At 50.3% G+C, this 19,377-nt stretch carries 18 protein-coding genes; 8 read left to right on the forward strand and 10 right to left on the reverse strand.

The genetic code is table 11. The features are described 5' to 3' along the window. Positions 1–31: 31 nt before the first annotated feature. Complete coding sequence (locus tag BLQ88_RS17440) at positions 32–1,144, reverse strand: hypothetical protein (protein ID WP_090152660.1); 1,113 nt, start codon at positions 1,142–1,144, stop codon at positions 32–34. 104 nt (positions 1,145–1,248) lie between these two features. After that, entirely contained in the window at positions 1,249–3,684 is a 2,436-nt protein-coding gene (locus BLQ88_RS17445) for an ABC transporter permease (protein ID WP_090152663.1), read from the reverse strand. Positions 3,685–3,918: 234 nt separating this feature from the next. Here BLQ88_RS17445 and BLQ88_RS17450 point away from each other — a divergent pair, with 234 nt between their 5' ends. The 3 genes from BLQ88_RS17450 to BLQ88_RS17460 all read left to right on the forward strand — a co-directional run bounded on the left by BLQ88_RS17450 (position 3,919) and on the right by BLQ88_RS17460 (position 5,771). After that, positions 3,919–4,488, forward strand: coding sequence for a Crp/Fnr family transcriptional regulator (locus BLQ88_RS17450; RefSeq protein WP_090152664.1), 570 nt, complete (start codon positions 3,919–3,921; stop codon positions 4,486–4,488). A gap of 75 nt (positions 4,489–4,563) precedes the next feature. After that, positions 4,564–5,220 (forward strand): metal-dependent hydrolase, encoded by a 657-nt coding sequence (locus tag BLQ88_RS17455; protein ID WP_090152667.1) that lies wholly within the window; start codon positions 4,564–4,566, stop codon positions 5,218–5,220. A 332-nt stretch (positions 5,221–5,552) separates the two neighbouring features. Beyond that, entirely contained in the window at positions 5,553–5,771 is a 219-nt protein-coding gene (locus tag BLQ88_RS17460; RefSeq protein WP_090152669.1) for a hypothetical protein, read from the forward strand. An 87-nt stretch (positions 5,772–5,858) separates the two neighbouring features. On the opposite strand, the gene BLQ88_RS17465 is transcribed toward BLQ88_RS17460, so the two are convergent. Next, positions 5,859–6,830 carry a methyltransferase domain-containing protein gene (locus tag BLQ88_RS17465; RefSeq protein WP_090153160.1) on the reverse strand — a complete coding sequence of 324 codons (972 nt, stop codon included), beginning with the start codon at positions 6,828–6,830 and terminating at the stop codon, positions 5,859–5,861. Between the two features lie 162 nt (positions 6,831–6,992). On the opposite strand from BLQ88_RS17465, the gene BLQ88_RS17470 reads away from it, so the two are divergent. Beyond that, on the forward strand, positions 6,993–7,895 hold the full coding sequence (locus tag BLQ88_RS17470; RefSeq protein WP_090152672.1) for a helix-turn-helix domain-containing protein: 903 nt from the start codon (positions 6,993–6,995) through the stop codon (positions 7,893–7,895). A gap of 87 nt (positions 7,896–7,982) precedes the next feature. Beyond that, the gene (locus BLQ88_RS17475) at positions 7,983–8,828 is read left to right on the forward strand and encodes an oxidoreductase (protein ID WP_090152675.1); all 846 of its coding nucleotides are present in this window, start codon (positions 7,983–7,985) and stop codon (positions 8,826–8,828) included. A 9-nt stretch (positions 8,829–8,837) separates the two neighbouring features. Here the strand turns inward: BLQ88_RS17475 and BLQ88_RS17480 are convergent, their stop codons facing one another. The 7 genes from BLQ88_RS17480 to BLQ88_RS17510 form a co-directional block, all read right to left on the reverse strand. Then, the gene (locus tag BLQ88_RS17480; protein WP_090152677.1) at positions 8,838–9,473 is read right to left on the reverse strand and encodes a hypothetical protein; all 636 of its coding nucleotides are present in this window, start codon (positions 9,471–9,473) and stop codon (positions 8,838–8,840) included. A gap of 191 nt (positions 9,474–9,664) precedes the next feature. Then, the gene (locus tag BLQ88_RS17485; protein ID WP_090152680.1) at positions 9,665–10,051 is read right to left on the reverse strand and encodes a DUF5618 family protein; all 387 of its coding nucleotides are present in this window, start codon (positions 10,049–10,051) and stop codon (positions 9,665–9,667) included. Positions 10,052–10,197: 146 nt separating this feature from the next. Further along, positions 10,198–10,545: a DUF5618 family protein gene (locus BLQ88_RS17490; RefSeq protein WP_176885018.1), complete on the reverse strand. Its 348-nt coding sequence runs from the start codon at positions 10,543–10,545 to the stop codon at positions 10,198–10,200. A gap of 87 nt (positions 10,546–10,632) precedes the next feature. Beyond that, positions 10,633–13,779 carry an efflux RND transporter permease subunit gene (locus BLQ88_RS17495; RefSeq protein ID WP_090152685.1) on the reverse strand — a complete coding sequence of 1,049 codons (3,147 nt, stop codon included), beginning with the start codon at positions 13,777–13,779 and terminating at the stop codon, positions 10,633–10,635. A gap of 1 nt (position 13,780) precedes the next feature. Further along, the gene (locus BLQ88_RS17500; RefSeq protein ID WP_090152688.1) at positions 13,781–14,080 is read right to left on the reverse strand and encodes a DUF190 domain-containing protein; all 300 of its coding nucleotides are present in this window, start codon (positions 14,078–14,080) and stop codon (positions 13,781–13,783) included. Positions 14,081–14,092: 12 nt separating this feature from the next. After that, positions 14,093–15,103 (reverse strand): efflux RND transporter periplasmic adaptor subunit, encoded by a 1,011-nt coding sequence (locus BLQ88_RS17505; RefSeq protein ID WP_229212727.1) that lies wholly within the window; start codon positions 15,101–15,103, stop codon positions 14,093–14,095. Between the two features lie 2 nt (positions 15,104–15,105). Then, positions 15,106–16,362, reverse strand: a complete 1,257-nt coding sequence (locus tag BLQ88_RS17510; protein ID WP_090152691.1) for a TolC family protein — start codon at positions 16,360–16,362, stop codon at positions 15,106–15,108. Positions 16,363–16,583: 221 nt separating this feature from the next. Here BLQ88_RS17510 and BLQ88_RS17515 point away from each other — a divergent pair, with 221 nt between their 5' ends. Genes BLQ88_RS17515 through BLQ88_RS17525 form a run of 3 tightly spaced genes read left to right on the forward strand, consistent with a single transcriptional unit; the run spans position 16,584 to position 19,377 of the window. After that, the gene (locus BLQ88_RS17515) at positions 16,584–17,945 is read left to right on the forward strand and encodes a sensor histidine kinase (RefSeq protein ID WP_090152694.1); all 1,362 of its coding nucleotides are present in this window, start codon (positions 16,584–16,586) and stop codon (positions 17,943–17,945) included. Between the two features lie 17 nt (positions 17,946–17,962). After that, positions 17,963–18,334 carry a response regulator gene (locus BLQ88_RS17520; RefSeq protein WP_015810614.1) on the forward strand — a complete coding sequence of 124 codons (372 nt, stop codon included), beginning with the start codon at positions 17,963–17,965 and terminating at the stop codon, positions 18,332–18,334. Then, complete coding sequence (locus tag BLQ88_RS17525; protein ID WP_090152698.1) at positions 18,331–19,377, forward strand: adenylate/guanylate cyclase domain-containing protein; 1,047 nt, start codon at positions 18,331–18,333, stop codon at positions 19,375–19,377. The genes BLQ88_RS17520 and BLQ88_RS17525 overlap by 4 nt, the downstream gene beginning before the upstream one ends.

Consider the following 19,377-nt stretch of genomic DNA (forward strand, 5'->3'; position numbering starts at 1 on the left):
GGCCTTTAACATCAATAACCATTCCAAAACCTCAACGCACAATGCTGATCGCGTCGTCGTACATGACGGGATGGCAGCCGCGCGCCTGGTCGCGGATAACCTGCTGGCAAAGAAAGTCCAGTATTTCATCCCGGCGCGATAGTGGCGTTCCGGTTTGCGCTTCCCAATATTTTGTTTCAGGAATAAAAATAATGACCACGGTATTGCCGCCGCCGAACTCCCAGCCGAACTGGATGCTGATTTCACCTTCTTTGTAGTAAATGCTGCCTCCGCGGCCATCCTGGGTATATTCTAATTTGGGGATAAATCGGCTCATAAGTTGTTTTTTAAGCTTTTCAATGCCGGTATAGTCAAGGAAACGGTCGTCGTCGCTGTCACGGGCGATGTGCAGGCTACACGCGGGCGAGGTGTAATCCCAGTCGTCGTCGCGCCGGAAGGAAGTGTCCGGGATCGGCCTGCCGTCGGCGGTATATCCTTCACGAATTTCCGGTTCCGGTTCGTAGAGTAAATGCACTTCTTCATTCCGGATAGCGCGGCGGAAGTTGGCAGGAGCATTTTCAAACGGGAATTTTGGAAAACCTTCCGTGAATTTGATAAACTGTATCCGGTGCGTCCAGCCATCCGGCCAGTCGGCTTCGATGGTATAGCAGCCCGGCGGGTAGGGTAGTGTGTTGGTCAAAATCATGGTACCGCCGTTGAGTCGTTGTCGCACGGGCTTTTCTTCGATGATTTCCTCCGAGCAAGCATTGGTAAGGCGAAATGTACCGGCGTCCCAGGCATATTGCGGCATGTGAAACACGAGCTGCTGGCAATCGGGGTAATGGATGACGCGCACTTTTTCCGGCTCCACCATACCGGTTGGTGAAGGAGCGGTGTTTTCCGCAGGGTTTTGCCAAAAATTCGAAACGCTCGTCAGCACGCATTTGCCATAGTAGGCTTCCTCAGGTGCGGGTGCGTCCGTGAGCGGTTCAGCGGCATCCAACGGGATGATACCCGGCGTACCATTTCCGATATCAGGGACAAAATAGCCGGACACCGGAAGATTTTCAGATTTTTCCAGAATGCGGCGCCTAACCTCGACGATATTGCCAGGCTGAAAAACGTGTGCTTGCCGGGTGACTTTGCAGCGTATTGTAGCTTCCATTTCAATTCATTAAAACACAAAACCCTGGCCAACGCTTTTGCACTTGACCAGGGTCCTAATGTAGTAACTATTTGTTATTCAAATGGTTTATTTCGAGCCATCGGCTACTCCGAGCGCAGCGATTCGACCGGGTTCATCAACGCGGCTTTCACCGACTGGAATGAAATCGTGCATAAAGCCACGAGCACCGACAATGCACCCGCCAATGCGAACATCCACCACGTAACATCGATTTTATAGGCAAATTCCTGCAACCAACGGTCCATCAGCCACCAGGCTGCCGGTGTGGCGATGAGCAATGCGACGATCACCAGTTTCAAAAAATCTTTCGAAAGTAATGCGATAATGCCCGCTACCGACGCACCCAGCACTTTCCGTACGCCTATTTCCTTCGTACGCTGCTCAGCCGTGAATGTGGCCAGCCCAAACAAGCCAAGACATGCTACGAAGATCGTCAGCCCGGCGAATGTGCCCAATATCTGGCCGGTTTTCTGCTCAGCCTTGTAAGTTTCGTTAAATCGCTCATCGAGGAACGAGTAGCTGAATGGCATATCGGAATGAAAGCCGTCCCAATTCTTCTTCATCGACGCCAGTAATCCGGAGACTTCCGCACTTCGGGTTTTAATCAGCATCCAGCCCCAGCCGTTATTGAGCGTCATCACCAGCGGTCCGATCTGCTCGCGCATGGACTGGAAATGGAAGTCTTTTACAATGCCTATAACGTGGTAAGTCGCTTTTTTTCCTTCGTTGTTATTGCGGGTAATGGTTCGGTCCAATGCATTTTCAGGCTTCCAACCAAAGGTTTTTACGGCCGTTTCATTGATGATAATGGCCGTTGAATCAGTGCCATAATCGTTTGAAAAATTGCGTCCACGGGCTATTTCCATGCCCAGCGTCGCCATATAATTGTAATCGACTTCGTAGCGGAGCGTTTTCACCATCCGGTCGGTTTTGCCGTCGGGGTTTACCGTGAAATTGTTATTGTCGGAAGGCCCTGCCGGTACATAGCCCGACAAGCTCACATTTTCAATGCGCGAGTCGCTGGTCAGGCCTTCGCGGAATGCCTGCATATTTTTTCCCAAAGACCAGACGGGGATCACAATGACCTGATCTTTGTTATAACCCAATTTTTTGTTTCGGATAAACTGTAATTGCTGGAAAACAACCGTCGTGCCAACGATCAGAATTATCGACATAAAGAACTGAAAAACAACCAGTCCGCTGCGGAGGTTGAAGCTTCTGCCGGAAGAGGTGTATTTGATGACAGACAAGCCTCCTTTCAAAACTGTAATGGGTTTGAACGACGAAAGGAAAAAAGCCGGATAGCTTCCCGCAAAAATGCCGACGAAAAGCCCGAAGCCGATCAAGGCGGGAATAAGCCCCGGCACCGCATCCCATTGCAGGGAAAGGTTTTTACCCGACAGCTCATTGAAAACCGGCAATGCGACAACGCCCAGCAGGATTGCCAGTACCATCGCCAGTGAGGTCAGCAGAATGGATTCGGTGAGAAACTGACCCACCAGCTCGCTTTTTTCGGAACCCATGACCTTGCGTACGCCTACCTCACGTGCACGTTTGGATGAGCCTGCGGTCGAGAGGTTCATGAAGTTGATGCAGGCAATGAGCAGCATCATCACGGCCACCGCACCGAAAATGTATACATAGGTAATGTCGCCGTTCACATCCAGATCATATTGAAAATCAGAATGTAAGTGAATGTCTGTCAGCGGTTGCAGTTTCAGTTCGAGGTTGTTGCCTTGCTTGCGAAACTCGGCCATTGTCACGCCCATCGACTGTTTCAGCTGCGGGCTAATGTATTTATCGATCGTTGCGGGCAGTTTCGCTTCTAGCTTCTTGTAATCGTAACCTTCCGGCAGCACGAGGTAGGTGAAGAACTCGGAAGTCATCCAGGAGGTCGATTTGGCTTCGTCCAGCGTAGCCATCGAGCCCAGCAGATCAAACCGGATATGCGAATTGGAAGGCATATCCTTCATCACGCCGGTTACGCGCAGGGTTTTGTTCCAGTCTTTGAAAGTGATGATATTACCGATCACGTCCGTTTTACCGAAGTACTTTTTGGCAGTTGTTTCCGACAAAATAATGGTATTCGGTTCCAGGAGTGCGGTTTTTGCATTACCCTCTATGAAAGGCAGCGTGAATACCGAGCAGAAATTGGAATCTACGAAAGCCAGTTTTTCATCATTGTAAAGCTGGTTGCCGAGCAAAACCAACGGTTTTCCACCTTGCCGGAGCCGTGTAGATTCCAGCACTTCCGGGTAATCGGCCTTCAATGCGGCTGCGGTAGGCGGCATCGCGTGCGATTCGTTGATGATCCCGCCCTGCATTGTACCCTTAAATGTGGTGCGTACAATGCGGTTTGCTTTCTCGTGGAACCGGTCGAAACTCAGCTCGTCGATCACGTACAGGCTGATGAGCATGCAGGAAGCGAGGCCGATTGCCAGCCCTGCAATATTGATGGCTGAGAAGACCCGGTTACGGACAAGGTTTCGCCAGGCGATTTTAAAATAGTTCTTCAACATAGGAATGGAGGCGACTGGGATTCGTAAAGAAATTCAATTTTCATGGCTAATAGACGGTACATTGTAATACATAGTACATTGTATAAAATATATGCCAAAATTGTATCGTGTTGTTTTACTGCATTTTAACGTATAATCCGGCAGGCAACCCGTTCGCATTCGGACACTTTTGTACGATAACGACCGTGCGGGGAGTGCGTTCTTTGTTACATTTACGATTGATTTCAGCGCATTATGACAGATCTTGAAAATTACCTGCAAACCTATTTCGATTTCGATCAGACCGATCTGGTCAAAGTAGCTTCTTTTTTCAAACCCGAAATACTGAAAAAAGGTGACTACTACCTCAAAACAGGGAAACCTTGCAATAAACTCAGCTTTATTAAATCCGGCCTGCTGCGAATTTACGTGGATTTAGAGGATAGGGAGGTGACGCAATGGATTTGTACGCAGGGTTATTTTGTGACCGATCTCGCAAGCCTTGTGTTTGCCAGTCCTGCCCGCTGGAACATTCAGGCGCTGGCCGACACGGCAATTTACACCATCGAAAAGCAGGATTACGACCGCCTCGGCGATTATATTCCCAAATGGCCAGTGACCGAGAAACTGTTCATCGCGCATTGCTTCACTACGCTCGAAGACCGTGTGTTTTCCTTCCTCTCCATGACGGCCGAACAGCGCTATAATCTGCTTTTCGAGAGCCATCGCGACATTTTCACGCAGGTACCGCTGCAATACATCGCCTCCATGCTCGGCATGACGCCCGAAACCATCAGCCGCATCCGCCGCAAGCAGCTCAGCTGATTTCTTGATCTAGGTCAAGTGTGTTCGAAAATGGCCCAAATACCTTTGTAAGGTCACTAATCAACCACTTGTATTATGTTTTTAGGTCATTACGGTTTAGCATTCGGTGCAAAGAAAGCCGCTCCCAAAGTTTCGCTCCTGACGCTCTTTGTCGCCGTCGAGTTTGTCGATATTCTCTGGCCATTTCTGCTTTTGCTGGATGTCGAGAAGGTTAAAATCCATCCGGGATTCACAGCGGTCACGCACTTTGAATTCTTGCATTACCCTTACACGCATAGCCTCGTGATGGGCGTAGTATGGGGGCTCGTGTGCGGGGCGGTATATTGGTTATTCCAAAAAGATCTGCGCAGTGCGCTGGTCGTCGGCCTGGCTGTACTAAGCCACTGGTTCCTCGACGTCATCGTCCACGTCCCCGACCTTCCGCTGACACCTTTCGGAGGCATTAAAGTCGGGATGGGCATGTGGAACTCGCTGCCCCTGACCGTGTTGACAGAGTCGGTCATCTTCATCGCCGGCGTCTGGATTTACATTAAAAACACCCGCGCCATAAATGGCAAAGGCAAGTGGGGCCTTTTTTCGCTGATCACCTTCTTCGTCATCGCCGAGCTATTCAACATGTTCGGCCCGCCGCCGGAAGACTCCATTCCCGCATTGCTGGGGTCGTTCGTGGTTTTGCAGGTGATTGTGCTGGGGCTGGCGCATTTGACGGATCGGAATAGGGAAGTGGTGTAACGTCGGTCCCCTAACCGTTGAGTCAGCCGCAGGATCATTGGTGATGAAAGTAATGGTTTTTGAATTGACCGTCATTTGCAAAAAACCTAACTTTAAGCTTTACACACTATGATATGCGAAAAAAAAGCCGGCGGGCCGAATTGGTTGAAAGACTCAGGAGTAGGTTAGATTTTCTTGAAAACTTGATGGCCGCGCCCTCGACGGGAATAAGTGATGCTAAATTCGAAGAAATCCGTGCAGAAGCGGTGAAGGTGAGAGATATGTTGAAAATATTGCAGTGTTTTCCATAATAGCGTATGAGAGCAGAACTTAGAAATCGTGTTGACACTTACATGGCGCAAATCAGGGCCGCGGATATTTCCGAAATCCCGGAAATCAAATCTACATTTTTCGAATGGTACAACTCAGTTTCAGATGAGGATAGAACCGAAATGGAGCCGTTTTGGGACGAAGTCAAAAAAGAAGCGTGGGAAGTAATCAACGAAATCAAAGAATTGATCGAGGAGCTCAAAGCCCTGAAAGAAGAGGAGCTCGCCGAGGCACGGAAGTGATTGACACGGCGAATACATATAATTGACCGCCGATTGCCATTTGATTAGAAAAATCGGCGGTCGGCGGTCAATGGTCGGCGGTCCAAACTACTTCTGAAACCCCTTATAATGCGCCACAATATCTCTGTCGCGGAACTTGTGACTGGGATCCTTCCGCCCCAGGAAGAATACGCCGCTTGCGGTATCGATATTGAATGACTCGGGTACGAGGCGATCAAAGAGTTTGATCCAGCCGAAGGCCAGGGAAACCGCGATCGCCACTTTTTTGCTTCGGGTAAGTCCCCAGGCCGCGTACCGGATGTTCCAGTGAAGCACTGTGCCAATACCGGTCAGAAAGCCCGAATCAATTAATTTAAAATCCTTGAAAAGCAAACGGTGGCCGCTTTCCGTAAAACGGGTAAAGTCGTACGCGCCCTCGTGTACGTGTTGCTGAAACGGCGTTTCTGCATAAACGACGCCACCCGGTTTGAGCACGCGGTGCATTTCCGCAGCCACGCGTTGCGGGTACATTACGTGTTCGAGAACCGCCTGGATCCAGATTCCGTCGATACTATTATCGGCGATGGGTAATGAGTGGCCGTCGGCAATGAAATCAGTATTGGGAGATGCATAGATATCGAATGAAAGAATTTCAACGCTCTTATCGTCGTACATTCCCCCTGCGCCGTTGCCTACCGCTCCTCCACCAATGATGAGTACAGTAGCTTTTTTACCGACATGCTTCGGTACGTTGTCGAGGAATTTAGCAAGATTGAGCTTCGTTTTTCTATCGTCTCTCAGGAAGATCCTTTTGATTATATCATATTTGTTGCCGCTCCTTGGTATCAGGCTTTCGCCTCCGGTGGCAAGCAGCGACGCTTTATCCAGAATGGATTCTTCGAAATTGACAAGAATAGGTATTGTTTTTTGAATCAGCGGTATTTCGTTCGTTGAATGCGAGCACGTAGCGTTGGTACAGTAGATGTGATCGTCCGCGATTCGCAAATGAGATAAGCATAGAGGACAAACCAGTGTTCCGGTTTCAATATGCCTGGTGAGCAGTGAACTGAAAGGATTCATCGATAGCTGTGTGTAGAGGCGATGGTGATAGGTGACACGGTTGGAAAAGTAATGTATTTCAAACCGGTGAAACCCGATAAATGATTTAACAGCACAGTTCAATTAACTATCGGTAAATGGAGATCGTTGTAGTGAACCTATTTGATTTTCGTAACTTTGTTTATGGAAAAGCCGGAAACACTCGAAGAATTCTATCAATACAAGTTCAACTGGATGCCTGAGAACTTGCAGCGCGACATCGGGCACTTCAATGTGTTCGCAATGCGAGAGAATTTCATCACCAACCCGGAGCCGGCGGCGTACAACCGGAGGGATTTTTACAAGATCGCATTGATCCGCGGCAAAAACGTGTACCATTACGCCGACAAGAGCCTCGAACTCGACGGTACCGCGCTGATGTTCTTCAACCCGCTGGTGCCTTACACCTGGGAAGCGGCCTGCGACGTGGTGACGGGTTATTTCTGCATTTTCAAAGAAGGCTTTTTCTCCGAAAAACTGCGCGGTAATGTAGGCGACCTGCCCATGTTTGCTATCGGTGGAAAGCCGTCCTATGTTCTGGATGACGTCCAGGATGCACACGTGAGCCAGATTTTTGAGAAAATGGTAGAAGAAATTGCTTCCGACTATCCCTATAAATATGATCTGCTGAGAAATTACGTGACCGAGCTCGTGCATTATACCCTCAAAATGCAACCCAGCGAGGCACTCTACCAGCATCCTAATGCGAATTCGCGGATCACAGCCGTGTTTACCGAATTGCTGGAACGTCAGTTTCCGATCGAAACGCCGTCACAACGGTTTGCACTGCGGTCGGCGAATGATTTTGCACAGCATTTGTCGATGCATGTCAACCATTTGAACCGGGCAATCCGCAAAACAACCGGGAAAACGACGACTACGCACATAGCCGAGCGCATTACCTCCGAGGCTAAGGCGCTTTTGCGGCATACCAACTGGAATATTTCGGAGATCAGCTATTGCCTCGGGTTTGAAGAGCCGTCGCATTTCAACAACTTTTTCAAGAAACAGACCACTCAGACGCCTACGGCATTCCGGATTGTTTGAATTTTGCAAGTATCTGTTTGAACCACGTAATGACCGGGCGTGGTGGCCATTTTACCTTTGTCTTGTTAAAACAATCAACAGAGAATAATGGAAAACAGAAAAGTATGGTTTGTTACCGGCGCCTCCAAAGGCCTGGGACTGGCACTCGTGCAAAAATTATTGGCCAATGGCTTTACCGTAGCCGCCACATCACGCTCGATCGATGAGCTGAAAGCCGCTGTTGGCAGCACAGGAGGCCAATTTTTGCCCCTTAGCGTGTCGCTTACCGACGAGCAGAGCGTAGGCAAGGCGATTGCCGATACGCTGGCTGCATTCGGGCGTATAGACGTGGTCGTTAACAATGCGGGTTATGGGCTTGCGGGGAGTCTCGAAGAGCTTTCGGACGCTGAATCGCGCGGTAATTTCGATGTCAATGTGTTTGGTATGCTGAACGTCGTTCGCGCCGTCATGCCGCATTTGCGTGCGCAGCAATCGGGGCATATCCTCAACATTTCGTCGATCGCCGGCATCACGGGCGCATTCCCTGGTTTCGGGATCTATTGCGCTACCAAATTTGCCGTGAACGGCCTATCGGAATCACTGGCGGCGGAAGTGGCCGATTTTGGCGTGAAAGTAACGATCGTCGAGCCGGGCTATTTCCGTACCGACTTCCTTACCGCAGGATCATTTGTAACACCCAAAAACGGCATTGCCGCTTATCAAAAGGTACGCGATTCGGAGGCATTGCACCAGCAGCAGATCAACGGTCAGCAGCCCGGCGACCCGGATAAGGCGGCCGATGCGCTGATTCGCATTGCAGGTGAGGCTAATCCGCCGCTGCACCTCATTTTGGGCGAAGATGCGTTCGGTTTGGCGCAAAACAAGATCGCCGCATTTACGGAAGAGCTGGAAAGCTGGAAATCGGTATCGGTTTCGACAAATTTTGATGCGTAAACCGTCTGATCACTTCATCTTTTCATAAGAAAATGCATCGCCTTTAAGCAGCGGATGTTCACCTTTCAAACCGTCGTTGTCCGGTTTTAGGCTGATGTTTTCGACGAAAATCTCGATGATCCAGGGTTCGATGCGGAATTCGAAATAATTGTCTTCCGACTGCACCGGGAATGAAGTGTAGCGTTCCGGCGCGAGTGTAAAGAAAAGGTCGATGCCGGTGGTCTTGGTTTTGGGTATTTGAAATATGCCCTCCTGGTTCATTTTGCCGTACTTTTCGCCTCCGGCAGTTTTGATGAGTGTTTCAAAAAACGGCAGGATTTGTACATTGCTATCGACGATTTTGACGGTTGTGAAGTCATCGGATGCAGTTTTGCTCGTCACAAGAGCGAAATCCTTCTCAGGTCTCGGCCGACTGTTGAGCACGATCTTTCCGTCGCGGAATTGCCATTTCCCGTGCCCCTGGCGGTCCATGGCACCGTAAGAGAAGTAGAGCTCAAAAGTACTGTCGGGTTTGAGCAGGATGGCCGAGGCGGTTTCCATAACACCTGTTAAATGATATTCTCCGGGAATGGAATCTGGCGACTGCGCGGCAGCCAAGTGGCAGGGGATCATCAATAGAGAGAGGACGTAATGTTTCAGCTTCATGAAAGGATAGTTTAAAGTGTATAGTTGAGTACGCCGCATTCCGCTATGGACATACGGCTTAGGAAATTTAGCTAAAAACAGCCGTTTTATCCATTGGATAGTTATTATAAGGCTGAAATAGCAAGCGTGTAGAACAACGAAGCCGGACCCATCGCTGGATCCGGCTTCACTTTTCTATCGGTAGTTGTTATTTAGCAGGTGGCAGTGCGTTGTTCTACCCAATGGATGATCTCGTCGGCGTGCCAAAGGCCCGATTTGGCCGTAGAGAAGTCCGCGTTGCCGTCGTAGCTCATCGACAAATGTAGCAGTTGGTAAGCACTCACGAAGTTGTCAAGCACCTTTTTGTCGGTAGAAGCAAGCTGCTCCTGATACCAACTAACATCCTTCCGTCCCTTTTTTTTGCCTTTGAAAAAGCTGTCTAGTGCTACCAGAACACCGGTATAGGCCGCGTGGCCAGCCAATTTTACATACTTGGGATCGTTGTAACGATAATCCTGCTTGCCAGCCATCTCCCGCAAGATGGTACGCGCATTTTCAACATAGCGTTTTGCTTCGAGAACAGGGTTTTCATTTTTCATAGTCTGTGCTTTTAGAATGTTTTAGTTATATCAAAAATACGACTTAGACCTACCCATTCCAACTCCGAAATCTAGCTGCATTCGTCTTTTACACAGGCCTTCATACTCAAATGCACTGCACTAATTATCCACCGGCAATCTCTCAATTAGCAATCGGCAGTATGATTTTCCACCCATTGAACTACCTCGTCGGCGTTTTGAAAAGCAAGGCTGGCTATTTCTACACTTGTAATTCCTCTGCGACCCATAGCATCGTATAAAAGCAGACGAGTAGTCTCGAAACTAACACTGACGCTTTTGTCTAGTAATTCCAGGTGTTCTTCGTACCACCAAATGTTTCGTTTTTCCCTGCTTTTAAGCTCGAACAATGCTCTTACGGCAATCAAAACGCCCTTAAACGCGGTGCGAGCTGCCATTTTTACAAAATCAGGGTGTTCGTAACATCCATCTTGCTCGTCAGCATATTCAGCCAGAATTATCCGTGCATTGGCAATGTGCTACTTGGCATTTGTAATTGGATCGATCCTTGTCATAGCGGTGTTTTTATTTTCAGATTACCTGAAAATACGCTGTTCACCCCTCTATTCCAATTCCAGCACCTCCCTCGGCTTCTGCGGTTTGCGGCGTTTTTCGCTCCACAAATACAGCGGCGGAATGAGTACCGGCGCGAAGAGCAACGTGCTCGTTAAACCACCGATGATCACGGTTGCGAGCGGGCGCTGCACGTCGGAACCGATGCCGGATGAGATGGCAGCTGGTACCAGACCGATAATGGCCACAACGAGAATGGAAAGCATGGCGCGCAGCTGCTCCGATGATGCTTCCAGTACATGGCTTTGGAGATCGCCCTCATTGCCTTGTACGGTACGGTTCAAAGCGGAGACGAGGAGCACACCGGCCATGACCGAAATACCGAAGATGCTCACGAAACCCACGCCTGCCGATACATTGAAGTAGTACCCGCGCATCAGCAATGCCACAATGCCGCCGCCGAGCGCGAAGAGAATGCAGCTCATGGTGACCATCGTGTGCGGGAGGTTTTTGAACAACATAAACAGGAACAGGAATACCATCACGATGGTCAGCGGAATGGTGAATGCCAGCTGCTTACCGGCGCGTTCGAGGTTTTCGTACTGGCCGCCGTAAATGATGCTGTAACCTTTCGGTACGTGCACCTGCGCATTGAGTTTTTTCTGCAATTCCTTCACAAAACCTCCCTGGTCGCGGCCACGGATGTTAGTGCGGACGGTTACCATGCGTTTGCTGCCGTAGCGATAGATATTCGTCTGACCTTCAATAAAATGGATGTCCGCCAGCTGGCTCATGGGTATGAGTGCGCCCGTGAGCGAGGGTACCTGAACGCTCTTGATCGCGTCGATGGAGTTGCGGTATTTGGGCAGGAAGCGGATCACAATGTCGTAGCGTTTGGTACCGTCGTAAAGCGTGGAAATGGTCTTGCCACCGATGGCCGCTTCGATCATATTCTGAATGTCGGCCACGTTGATACCGAAACGGGCGGCTGCTTGCCGGTTAATATTGATCGCCAACTGTTCCTGAGGGCCTTCCTGTTCGATGTTTACATTATCCGCGCCGGGCGTTGCCTTCACGATTTTGGCGATCGCTTCCGCTTTTTTGCGCATCATATTCAAATCATCACCTACCACAGACACGGCCAGGTCTGCCGCGCTACCGGTTACGATTTCCATTACCTGGTCGATAATGGGCTGGCCGGACGAGAATGCGACGGCCGGAAGCTGGGCCTGTAAATCGGCTTTGATTTTTTCCACCAGCTCCTTTTTGGTTATCGTGTGGCTCCAAAGGTCGTAATCCTTTAAACCGACGAGGATTTCGTTCCGGTTGGCCGGGAATGGGTCGGTACCGTCGTCGTTGCGACCGGTTTGGGTGATCACGAATGATATTTGAGGGTATTTGGCAATGATTTTTCGGATTTTAGGCGCATAGCTGGCATTTTCCTGAATGGTAATGCCGGCCGGAAAGTTGCCGCGCAGGAATATCGAGCCTTCGTCCAATGTCGGTAAGAACTCGGTCCCCAGTTTGATCCCAAACAAAACCAGCACGGTTACGACACTGAAACCCACAAGCACAGTCGTTTTGTAATTCTTTAAAAAGCCGCCCAATGCTTTGGAATAAGACTTTGTAAGGAAATCCAATACAAAATTCTTATGCTCCTTCATCGGCTTGTCGGGATCGGCCAATGCTTTTTTGTAGGCGAATGAAATGAGCACGGGAATGAAAGTCAACGCGGCCAGCATGGAACCGATCACCGCGAATGCGAGCGTCAGCGCCATAGGGGAGAAGAGCTTGCCTTCCACGCGCGTCATGAGCAGGATGGGCATGTACGCGAGGATGATAATGGTTACTGAGAAAAAGATCTCGCGGCCCACTTCCTGCGCGGATAGCAGCGTGATTTTGACAATTCCCTGCTGCTTTTCTTCCGGACTGGCAGTTCGATATTTGCGGATCAAATGCTCGGCCATCACGCACGCACCGTCGACGATGATACCGAAGTCGATCGCGCCGAGAGAGAGCAAATTCGCCGGAATACCAGTCAGACGCATTAGGATAAACGCAAACAACAGCGAGAATGGAATGGTAAGCGCTACCACCAATGCGCTGCGGATGCTGCCCAGGAAGAAGATCAGCAATATTACGACGATAGAAATGCCTTCAAACAACGTGTGCGCCACGGTTTCGAGCGAGTGATCAATGAGAAAGCTGCGGTCGTACAATGGCTTCAAATGCACGCCCTCTGGCAATTCGCTGGTTTCGAGCTCAGTAATGCGGTCTTTCAGGACTTTCAAAACCTCGCTGGGGTTTTCATAGCGGCGGAGCAGGATAATACCCTCCACGCCGCTGCTAACATCCACTTTATCAGCAGTGATAGTATAACCCATCACCCCGCTTGGCGGCGGAGGCGTGATTTCGACAGTGGCAACGTCCCGTACAAATACGGGCACCCCATTATCGGATTTCAATACGATATTCTGGATATCCTGCTCATTCTTAATAGCTCCAAGCCCGCGGATCGCAAAGCCCTGGCCGCCGCGCGCGATCACATTACCGCCGGTATTCTGGTTGTTGGCATTGATGGCGTCGATCACGTTCTGCATCGACAGGCCGTATTTGACCAGTTTTTCGGGTGAAGTAATGATATGGAATTGCTTCAAAGGCCCGCCAAAAGTGGTAACATCCGCAATGCCAGGCACTTGCAGCAATGCAGGCTTGATCACCCAATCCTGCAAATCGCGGAGCTGGGTAGGGCTGTAACTGGATGGTGCTTCCACGACGTAACGCAGGATTTCACCCACAGCGGTCGACAATGGAGCCAGCTCCGGCGCGACGCCGTCCGGCAGCTCAGCGGAGGCTAGCCGTTCGGTAACTTGCTGACGGGCGAAATAATCGTCTGTGCCGTCTTTGAATGTCAGCTGCACTACCGACAACCCGAATATCGTCCGGCTGCGTCTGTCGAGCACATTAGGGGTATTTTGAAGGGCCCTTTCGATGGGAACGGTCACTTGCTGTTCCACTTCCTCGGCGGCCCGGCCGGGATATTGGGCTACGACGATCACATTGGTATCGGCAATATCGGGGTAAGCCTCTATTTTGAGCTGTGTGAAGCACCAGTAGCCGGCGCCCATCAGCACTATGCTCACAGCGATCACCACCCACCGGTTGCGAAGGCTGAAAAAAAGCAGGTTCTTGATCATTTTAAATCCACTTGTCTACATGGTTGGTGACTATAAACCCGCTTTTTACCTCTCTGCGAAGCAATGTGAGTGCGGATTTAACTTTTTCTTCCTCGTCGATGAAGGAAATGACCATGGGCGTTTCGTCGAAACTGAACAGGTCGTTGGGGCGGCTCAGGTGCTTGCCGTCGAAGCCGAGGCGGCCGCGGTACACCGTCGCACCCTGCACTTTCTGTCTCACCAGAAACTGCATAATGTATTCAAATAGGGGAACTTCGTCTTTCCAGTGGTCGGCACTGATGAAGATCTGGGCTTGAAGCATATCCGGAGGGGGTTAATAGCCGAACGATAAACCTTTGAGCTGCATGACGCCCTTCGTCACCACATTCTCGCCATCTTTCAGGCCGCTGAATGCGACTATACGGTCGCCGATCTGGTCGCCGATATTCACCTCACGGCGTTCGAAAACCTGGGGGGCGGTTTTGAGAAACACATAATTGCGACCCTGAATGGTTACCAATGCGTCTTTGTTGATACTGAGCTTTTTACCTTCGCTCAAACCGAATGCAACAGTACCGAACATGCCCGCTTTCAGCTTGCCATTTGAATTGTTGATGCTCACGCGGAGCTTGATCATCCGGGTGGTCTGGTCTACCAGATCGGCGATATCGTCGATGGTACCGGTGAGATTTTCGTTCGGGAATGCTGTGAATTGAATGGTGCATTTGCTGCCCTTTTTCACCTGGCTGATGTCGCTCTCGGGCACGTCGCAGATAATGTACGCGGTACCTGCGGGCGCTTTACGAAGTTGTTTCGGTTCGAAACCACCTGCTTTCAGTTTCGTTTCATGCTCTATGATAGCCGCACGCTCGTTGATCAGATTGGTTTCTTCCATCGACAATGCGGTCTGCGATTCGAGCAGGTCCTTGCCGGTAGCGGCTCCGTGTTCCTGCAAATCCTTAATGCGGGAAAGCTCGGTTTTGCGCTGGCGGATATTGATGTTCTGGATCTGGCTCACCATGGTCAAATGCTGCAAAAGCTGGGTATAGTTGCCGGCCAGCTCGGGATTATCGAACAGGACGATATTGCCCGAAGCGCCTTCATCAGAGCGCAATACGGTAGCCGAGACCTTCGCGGGCGCAGTTACATTCGCCATGAGCGACGAGCTGGAAATCTTTTCGGTCTGGAAAAAATTCGCGCTTTCGGCCAGCGGGAAGGATATTTTGGTGCCCGACGCATTCACTACCGGCGTGGAATTGTCCTGTACGGGCTTGTTGGCGGCTTTGTTCTTGCAACCCGCCATCAAGGTCATGGCCAGGCAGGTGCAAACGAGTATGTTTTTCATGATTATTGCGCGATTTGATTGATCATTCCGGATGCGTAAAGGAGATCGATGCAGCTCTGGCGATATTGCCCGAGTACGTCGTAATACTGCTGCTGCGTATCGAGCCAGCTGCGCTGGGCTTCCAGGAAGTCGATGATCGTCGTCCCGCCACGGAGGTAAGAATATTTAACACTGTTCAGGATTGTTTGGGATTGAGTTAGTAACTGATTGAAATTCTGTAAGTTATTTTTGTGTGTGACGTAGCTTTTGTATGCGGTCATGATTTCCGTCTGTGCCTGCGTTTCGGTGGCGCGGAGGTCTTGCTCGGCCTGTTGTTTCAGTACCTGCGACTTTTTGATCTCACCCTGGTTTCTCGAAAAAATGGGTATTTCCACGGTTCCGTACACGCCCATGTAGTGCGCCTTGTTCTGCGGGTTGTATATCAAACCGAGCTCGGGTACGGGTAACGCGCTGGATTTTTGAAGCTTGATATTGGCGTCGGCCACATCCATGGTCGATTTGATGGCCTCGATATCCGTGCGGTTCTGCAATGCCTGCTGCACAATAGCATCCATCTGGTCGGGGAATGCGAAGGCGAACTGGTCGGTGGTATCGATGCGGATCGAGTCCTGCACGCCCATGAGAAATTTCAGATTCGACAATTCATTGCGGTATTCCTGCGATGCCGATTTGAGTTGAATGTCGTACTGGTTCGCGAGCAGTTCCGTACGCGCGAGGTCGGTGGTGGTGATCACCTGGTTTTTCAGGCGCAACCGGTTGATATTGGCCAGCGAATCGATGTTGGCCTTCGCAGTACCCAATAAATCGAGCTGCTTACGGGCTGCCCAAACGTCCAGCCATTTCTGCGCAACTGTTTGAAAAAGATGGCGTTCCGTGTCCGCATATTGCTTCTCGGTAAGCCTGACATTTTGCTGTGCGAAATTAATCTTGTTCTCTCTCTGTACAGGCAACTGAAAAGGCTTGGTAACCTGCCACCAAACCTGCCGGTTGGCCCCATTGAACCAGCCGGTATTTTCCGGAAACTTGGAGGTCTGCACCAGCTGCAACGACTGGTTGTTCAATATCACATTGGGGCGTAGTTGCGCGGTGGTAATGTCGGCCTGCGAGATGTCGACATTGAATTGCTCGCGTTTCAGGATGGGGTTATTGGACTTTGCCGTTTGCAGGGCTTGCTGCAAATTGTAGGTTGTCTGAGCCCTCGCCGACGCCATTCCCACCAGAAATAGGATGAGAACCCGCTTTAAAACTGGATAGCACATGTTCGTTTAGTTTGAATTACCTGCGGGCAAAGGTTCTCAGCTGTGCTAAAAATGGTATTAAAACAGTTTTATAATTAGATTAAAAATCGGTTAGAAATAAATTAGAGGAACTGCTAATGTGCCCGTTCGGGCTTCCCGACTGAATTTTCCGGGGAAAATAGCTACTTTGCCGGTTCAACAGGTCTTTGGCCAAATCGAACAAGTATATACGGAATCTCTACATGCATTTTATCGTAGCCTTCTTTCTCGTCCAGTTTGCCCAGCAGGCCATGCAGCACACCGACAAGCTGCCGAAATGGGCCAATTTCTTCAAATATGCCCGTTATTACGTGTTTATGCTGCTGGCGGTGTACTACATCGCGAAGCAGCCCGATATGTTTACGTGGGTGTGGAATGTCTCGCTGCTAGGGCTGTTGTTGGTATTTTATAAAGAGGAGGATTTTCAGCCGATCCGCTCTACGGCACAGTCCATTGTCCCTTTCGTGGGCGTATCCATGCTCAGCGACTTTTTGGAGCTGGTCTTCCCGTCGTTCCATAAAAGCTACGACGACTTTTTCGGTATGGCGCTGCTGTTTGCCTGGATTTTCTGTTTTGTAATATGGTTTTATGCCAGAAAACAGCAGAAAGCACTCGCCCAGGAGCGGCGCGACAGGCTTCGTGACGAGGAAATAGCCCGTGAGCAGAAGCAATCATTGGAATACCTCGTAGCCGAGCGCACGCAGGAATTGACCCAGCAAAAAGAAGAGCTTCAAAAGGCCATCGAAGAGCTGAAAGCGACGCAGAACCAGTTAATACAAAGCGAAAAAATGGCCTCGTTGGGCGAGCTCACGGCCGGTATCGCCCATGAAATCCAGAACCCGCTGAATTTCGTCAATAACTTCTCGGAAGTATCGGTAGAGCTTTGCCAGGAGCTGGACGAGGAGATCGATAAGACGGGAATCGATGATAACGACAAGGATTATATCAAAGGCATTATCAGCGACCTGAGCCAGAACCAGCAGAAGATCACGCACCACGGTAAACGTGCCGATTCGATCGTGAAGGGAATGCTCCAACATTCGCGGGCATCGTCGGGCGAGAAGGAGCCTGTGGATGTGAATGCGCTCGCGGATGAGTACATGCGCCTCGCGTACCACGGCCTGCGCGCGAAGGACAAGGAGTTCAACGCCGCATTGACCACCGATTTCGACGCCACTATCGGCACTGTAAAAGTGCTTCCGCAGGATCTGGGACGCGTTTTTCTGAACCTTTTTACCAATGCATTCTACGCAGTGGCGGAGAAAAAGCGGAAACTCACCGAGGCCGGACAGCTGGGCGATTACAAACCCGAGGTAAAAATCAGTACCAAAAAATTTGATAACAAACTATATATCAGGGTTTCAGATAATGGAACAGGCATGCCGGAACACGTAAAAGCGAAGATATTTCAGCCGTTTTTTACGACCAAACCTACCGGCCAAGGCACCGGCCTGGGCCTTTCGATGAGCTACGATATCATCACCAACGGCCACGGCGGCGTGCTCGAAGTCGACACGATCGACGGTGAAAAAACGGAGTTCCGCATTACGATACCCATTGCCTGATTAACCCTGAATCCGATATGAAAATACTGGTTGTAGACGACGAAGAAGACGTCAAATCGCTGTTCGAGCAGAAATTCCGTCGCGAGATACGTGGCGGCCAATTCGAGTTTTCGTTCGCATTTTCGGGCGAGGAGGCTTTGGAATACATGCAAAACCATCCTTCCGAGGTCGTCATGATCCTTTCGGACATTAATATGCCCGGTATGAGCGGTATCGAGCTGCTCAAACGTATCCGCACCGATCACCCGTCGGCGCCCCCGCAGGTGATGATGATCACCGCCTATGGCGACGCGGCCAACCACGACCAGGCCATGCAGCTCGGCGCAGACGATTTCCTGACGAAACCCGTCAATTTTAACGAACTGAAAGAGAAACTGCTCCTGTTATGAAAGCCAAAATACTCGTAGTGGACGACGAGGCCGACCTGCAACTGCTCATCAAGCAGAAGTTCAGGCGGCAGATCCGCGAGCAGCAATACGAATTTGTTTTTGCTGAAAACGGGCTGCAAGCGCTCGAAGCGCTGGCGGAGCATCCCGACGTCGATATGGTATTGAGCGACATCAACATGCCCGAAATGGACGGTTTGACGCTCCTCGTGCGGCTTGGGGAAACGAGCCCGCTCCTGAAATCGGTGATCGTTTCGGCTTATGGTGATATGGACAATATCCGCATGGCCATGAATCGCGGCGCATTCGATTTCCTTACCAAGCCCATCGATTTCCGCGATCTGGAAGTCACAATGGAAAAGACGCTGCAATACGTGTCGCAGTTGAAGGATACCCTGAAAGCGGTGCGTGAAAACGACATTCTGCGAATGTACGTCGACGCGTCGGTGCTGCAATTCATGACGCAGGAGACATTTGAAAAGTCGCTCATGACGAGCGAGAACATCGAAGGATCGGTCGTTTTTATGGATATGTGCGGCTTTACAGCAATTTCCGAGAAGGAACAGCCCGATCGCGTGGTGAAGCTCATCAACAAATATTTCGATGTGATGGTGAAGGAAATCATCGCCCAGGGCGGGCATGTCGATAAGTTCATGGGCGATGCGGTAATGGCCGTTTTTCGCGGCGAATATCACCTCGACCGCGCCGTAGAATGCTCGCTGGCCGTGCGTAATCATATCAATGGCTTTAAAGAAGAACTGTCGGACCAGTCGGGTTACTTTCCCAAGGTTTCGATCGGCATTAATTCGGGTGAAATGGTCTCGGGTAACATTGGTTCCGCTGCATTGAAACGGCTGGATTACACCGTGATCGGCGATGTCGTGAATGTGGCGCAGCGCCTCCAGTCCATCGCCAAACCCGGCCAGGTAGTCGTGCCGGATTCGGCCTATGAAAAGCTGAAAGAGGCATTTCAATGCAGTCTGGTAGGGGAAGTTAACCTCAAAAACAAGTCGAATCCGGTATTGATCTACGAAGTGCTCGAATAG

It is taken from the genome of Dyadobacter soli, assembly GCF_900101885.1.
In the GTDB taxonomy this organism is placed as follows: domain Bacteria; phylum Bacteroidota; class Bacteroidia; order Cytophagales; family Spirosomataceae; genus Dyadobacter; species Dyadobacter soli.

What these genes read in the sequence shown, in the direction of transcription:
- BLQ88_RS17520 (WP_015810614.1), top strand. Translation starts at nt 17,963, where the DNA reads ATGAAAATACTGGTTGTAGACGACGAAGAAGACGTCAAATCGCTGTTC.
- BLQ88_RS17505 (WP_229212727.1), bottom strand. Translation starts at nt 15,103, where the DNA reads ATGAAAAACATACTCGTTTGCACCTGCCTGGCCATGACCTTGATGGCG.
- BLQ88_RS17475 (WP_090152675.1), top strand. Translation starts at nt 7,983, where the DNA reads ATGGAAAACAGAAAAGTATGGTTTGTTACCGGCGCCTCCAAAGGCCTG.
- BLQ88_RS17460 (WP_090152669.1), top strand. Translation starts at nt 5,553, where the DNA reads ATGGCGCAAATCAGGGCCGCGGATATTTCCGAAATCCCGGAAATCAAA.
- BLQ88_RS17465 (WP_090153160.1), bottom strand. Translation starts at nt 6,830, where the DNA reads ATGAATCCTTTCAGTTCACTGCTCACCAGGCATATTGAAACCGGAACA.
- BLQ88_RS17440 (WP_090152660.1), bottom strand. Translation starts at nt 1,144, where the DNA reads ATGGAAGCTACAATACGCTGCAAAGTCACCCGGCAAGCACACGTTTTT.
- BLQ88_RS17500 (WP_090152688.1), bottom strand. Translation starts at nt 14,080, where the DNA reads ATGCTTCAAGCCCAGATCTTCATCAGTGCCGACCACTGGAAAGACGAA.
- BLQ88_RS17495 (WP_090152685.1), bottom strand. Translation starts at nt 13,779, where the DNA reads ATGATCAAGAACCTGCTTTTTTTCAGCCTTCGCAACCGGTGGGTGGTG.
- BLQ88_RS17455 (WP_090152667.1), top strand. Translation starts at nt 4,564, where the DNA reads ATGTTTTTAGGTCATTACGGTTTAGCATTCGGTGCAAAGAAAGCCGCT.
- BLQ88_RS17480 (WP_090152677.1), bottom strand. Translation starts at nt 9,473, where the DNA reads ATGAAGCTGAAACATTACGTCCTCTCTCTATTGATGATCCCCTGCCAC.
- BLQ88_RS17445 (WP_090152663.1), bottom strand. Translation starts at nt 3,684, where the DNA reads ATGTTGAAGAACTATTTTAAAATCGCCTGGCGAAACCTTGTCCGTAAC.
- BLQ88_RS17485 (WP_090152680.1), bottom strand. Translation starts at nt 10,051, where the DNA reads ATGAAAAATGAAAACCCTGTTCTCGAAGCAAAACGCTATGTTGAAAAT.
- BLQ88_RS17525 (WP_090152698.1), top strand. Translation starts at nt 18,331, where the DNA reads ATGAAAGCCAAAATACTCGTAGTGGACGACGAGGCCGACCTGCAACTG.
- BLQ88_RS17515 (WP_090152694.1), top strand. Translation starts at nt 16,584, where the DNA reads ATGCATTTTATCGTAGCCTTCTTTCTCGTCCAGTTTGCCCAGCAGGCC.
- BLQ88_RS17470 (WP_090152672.1), top strand. Translation starts at nt 6,993, where the DNA reads ATGGAAAAGCCGGAAACACTCGAAGAATTCTATCAATACAAGTTCAAC.
- BLQ88_RS17450 (WP_090152664.1), top strand. Translation starts at nt 3,919, where the DNA reads ATGACAGATCTTGAAAATTACCTGCAAACCTATTTCGATTTCGATCAG.
- BLQ88_RS17510 (WP_090152691.1), bottom strand. Translation starts at nt 16,362, where the DNA reads ATGTGCTATCCAGTTTTAAAGCGGGTTCTCATCCTATTTCTGGTGGGA.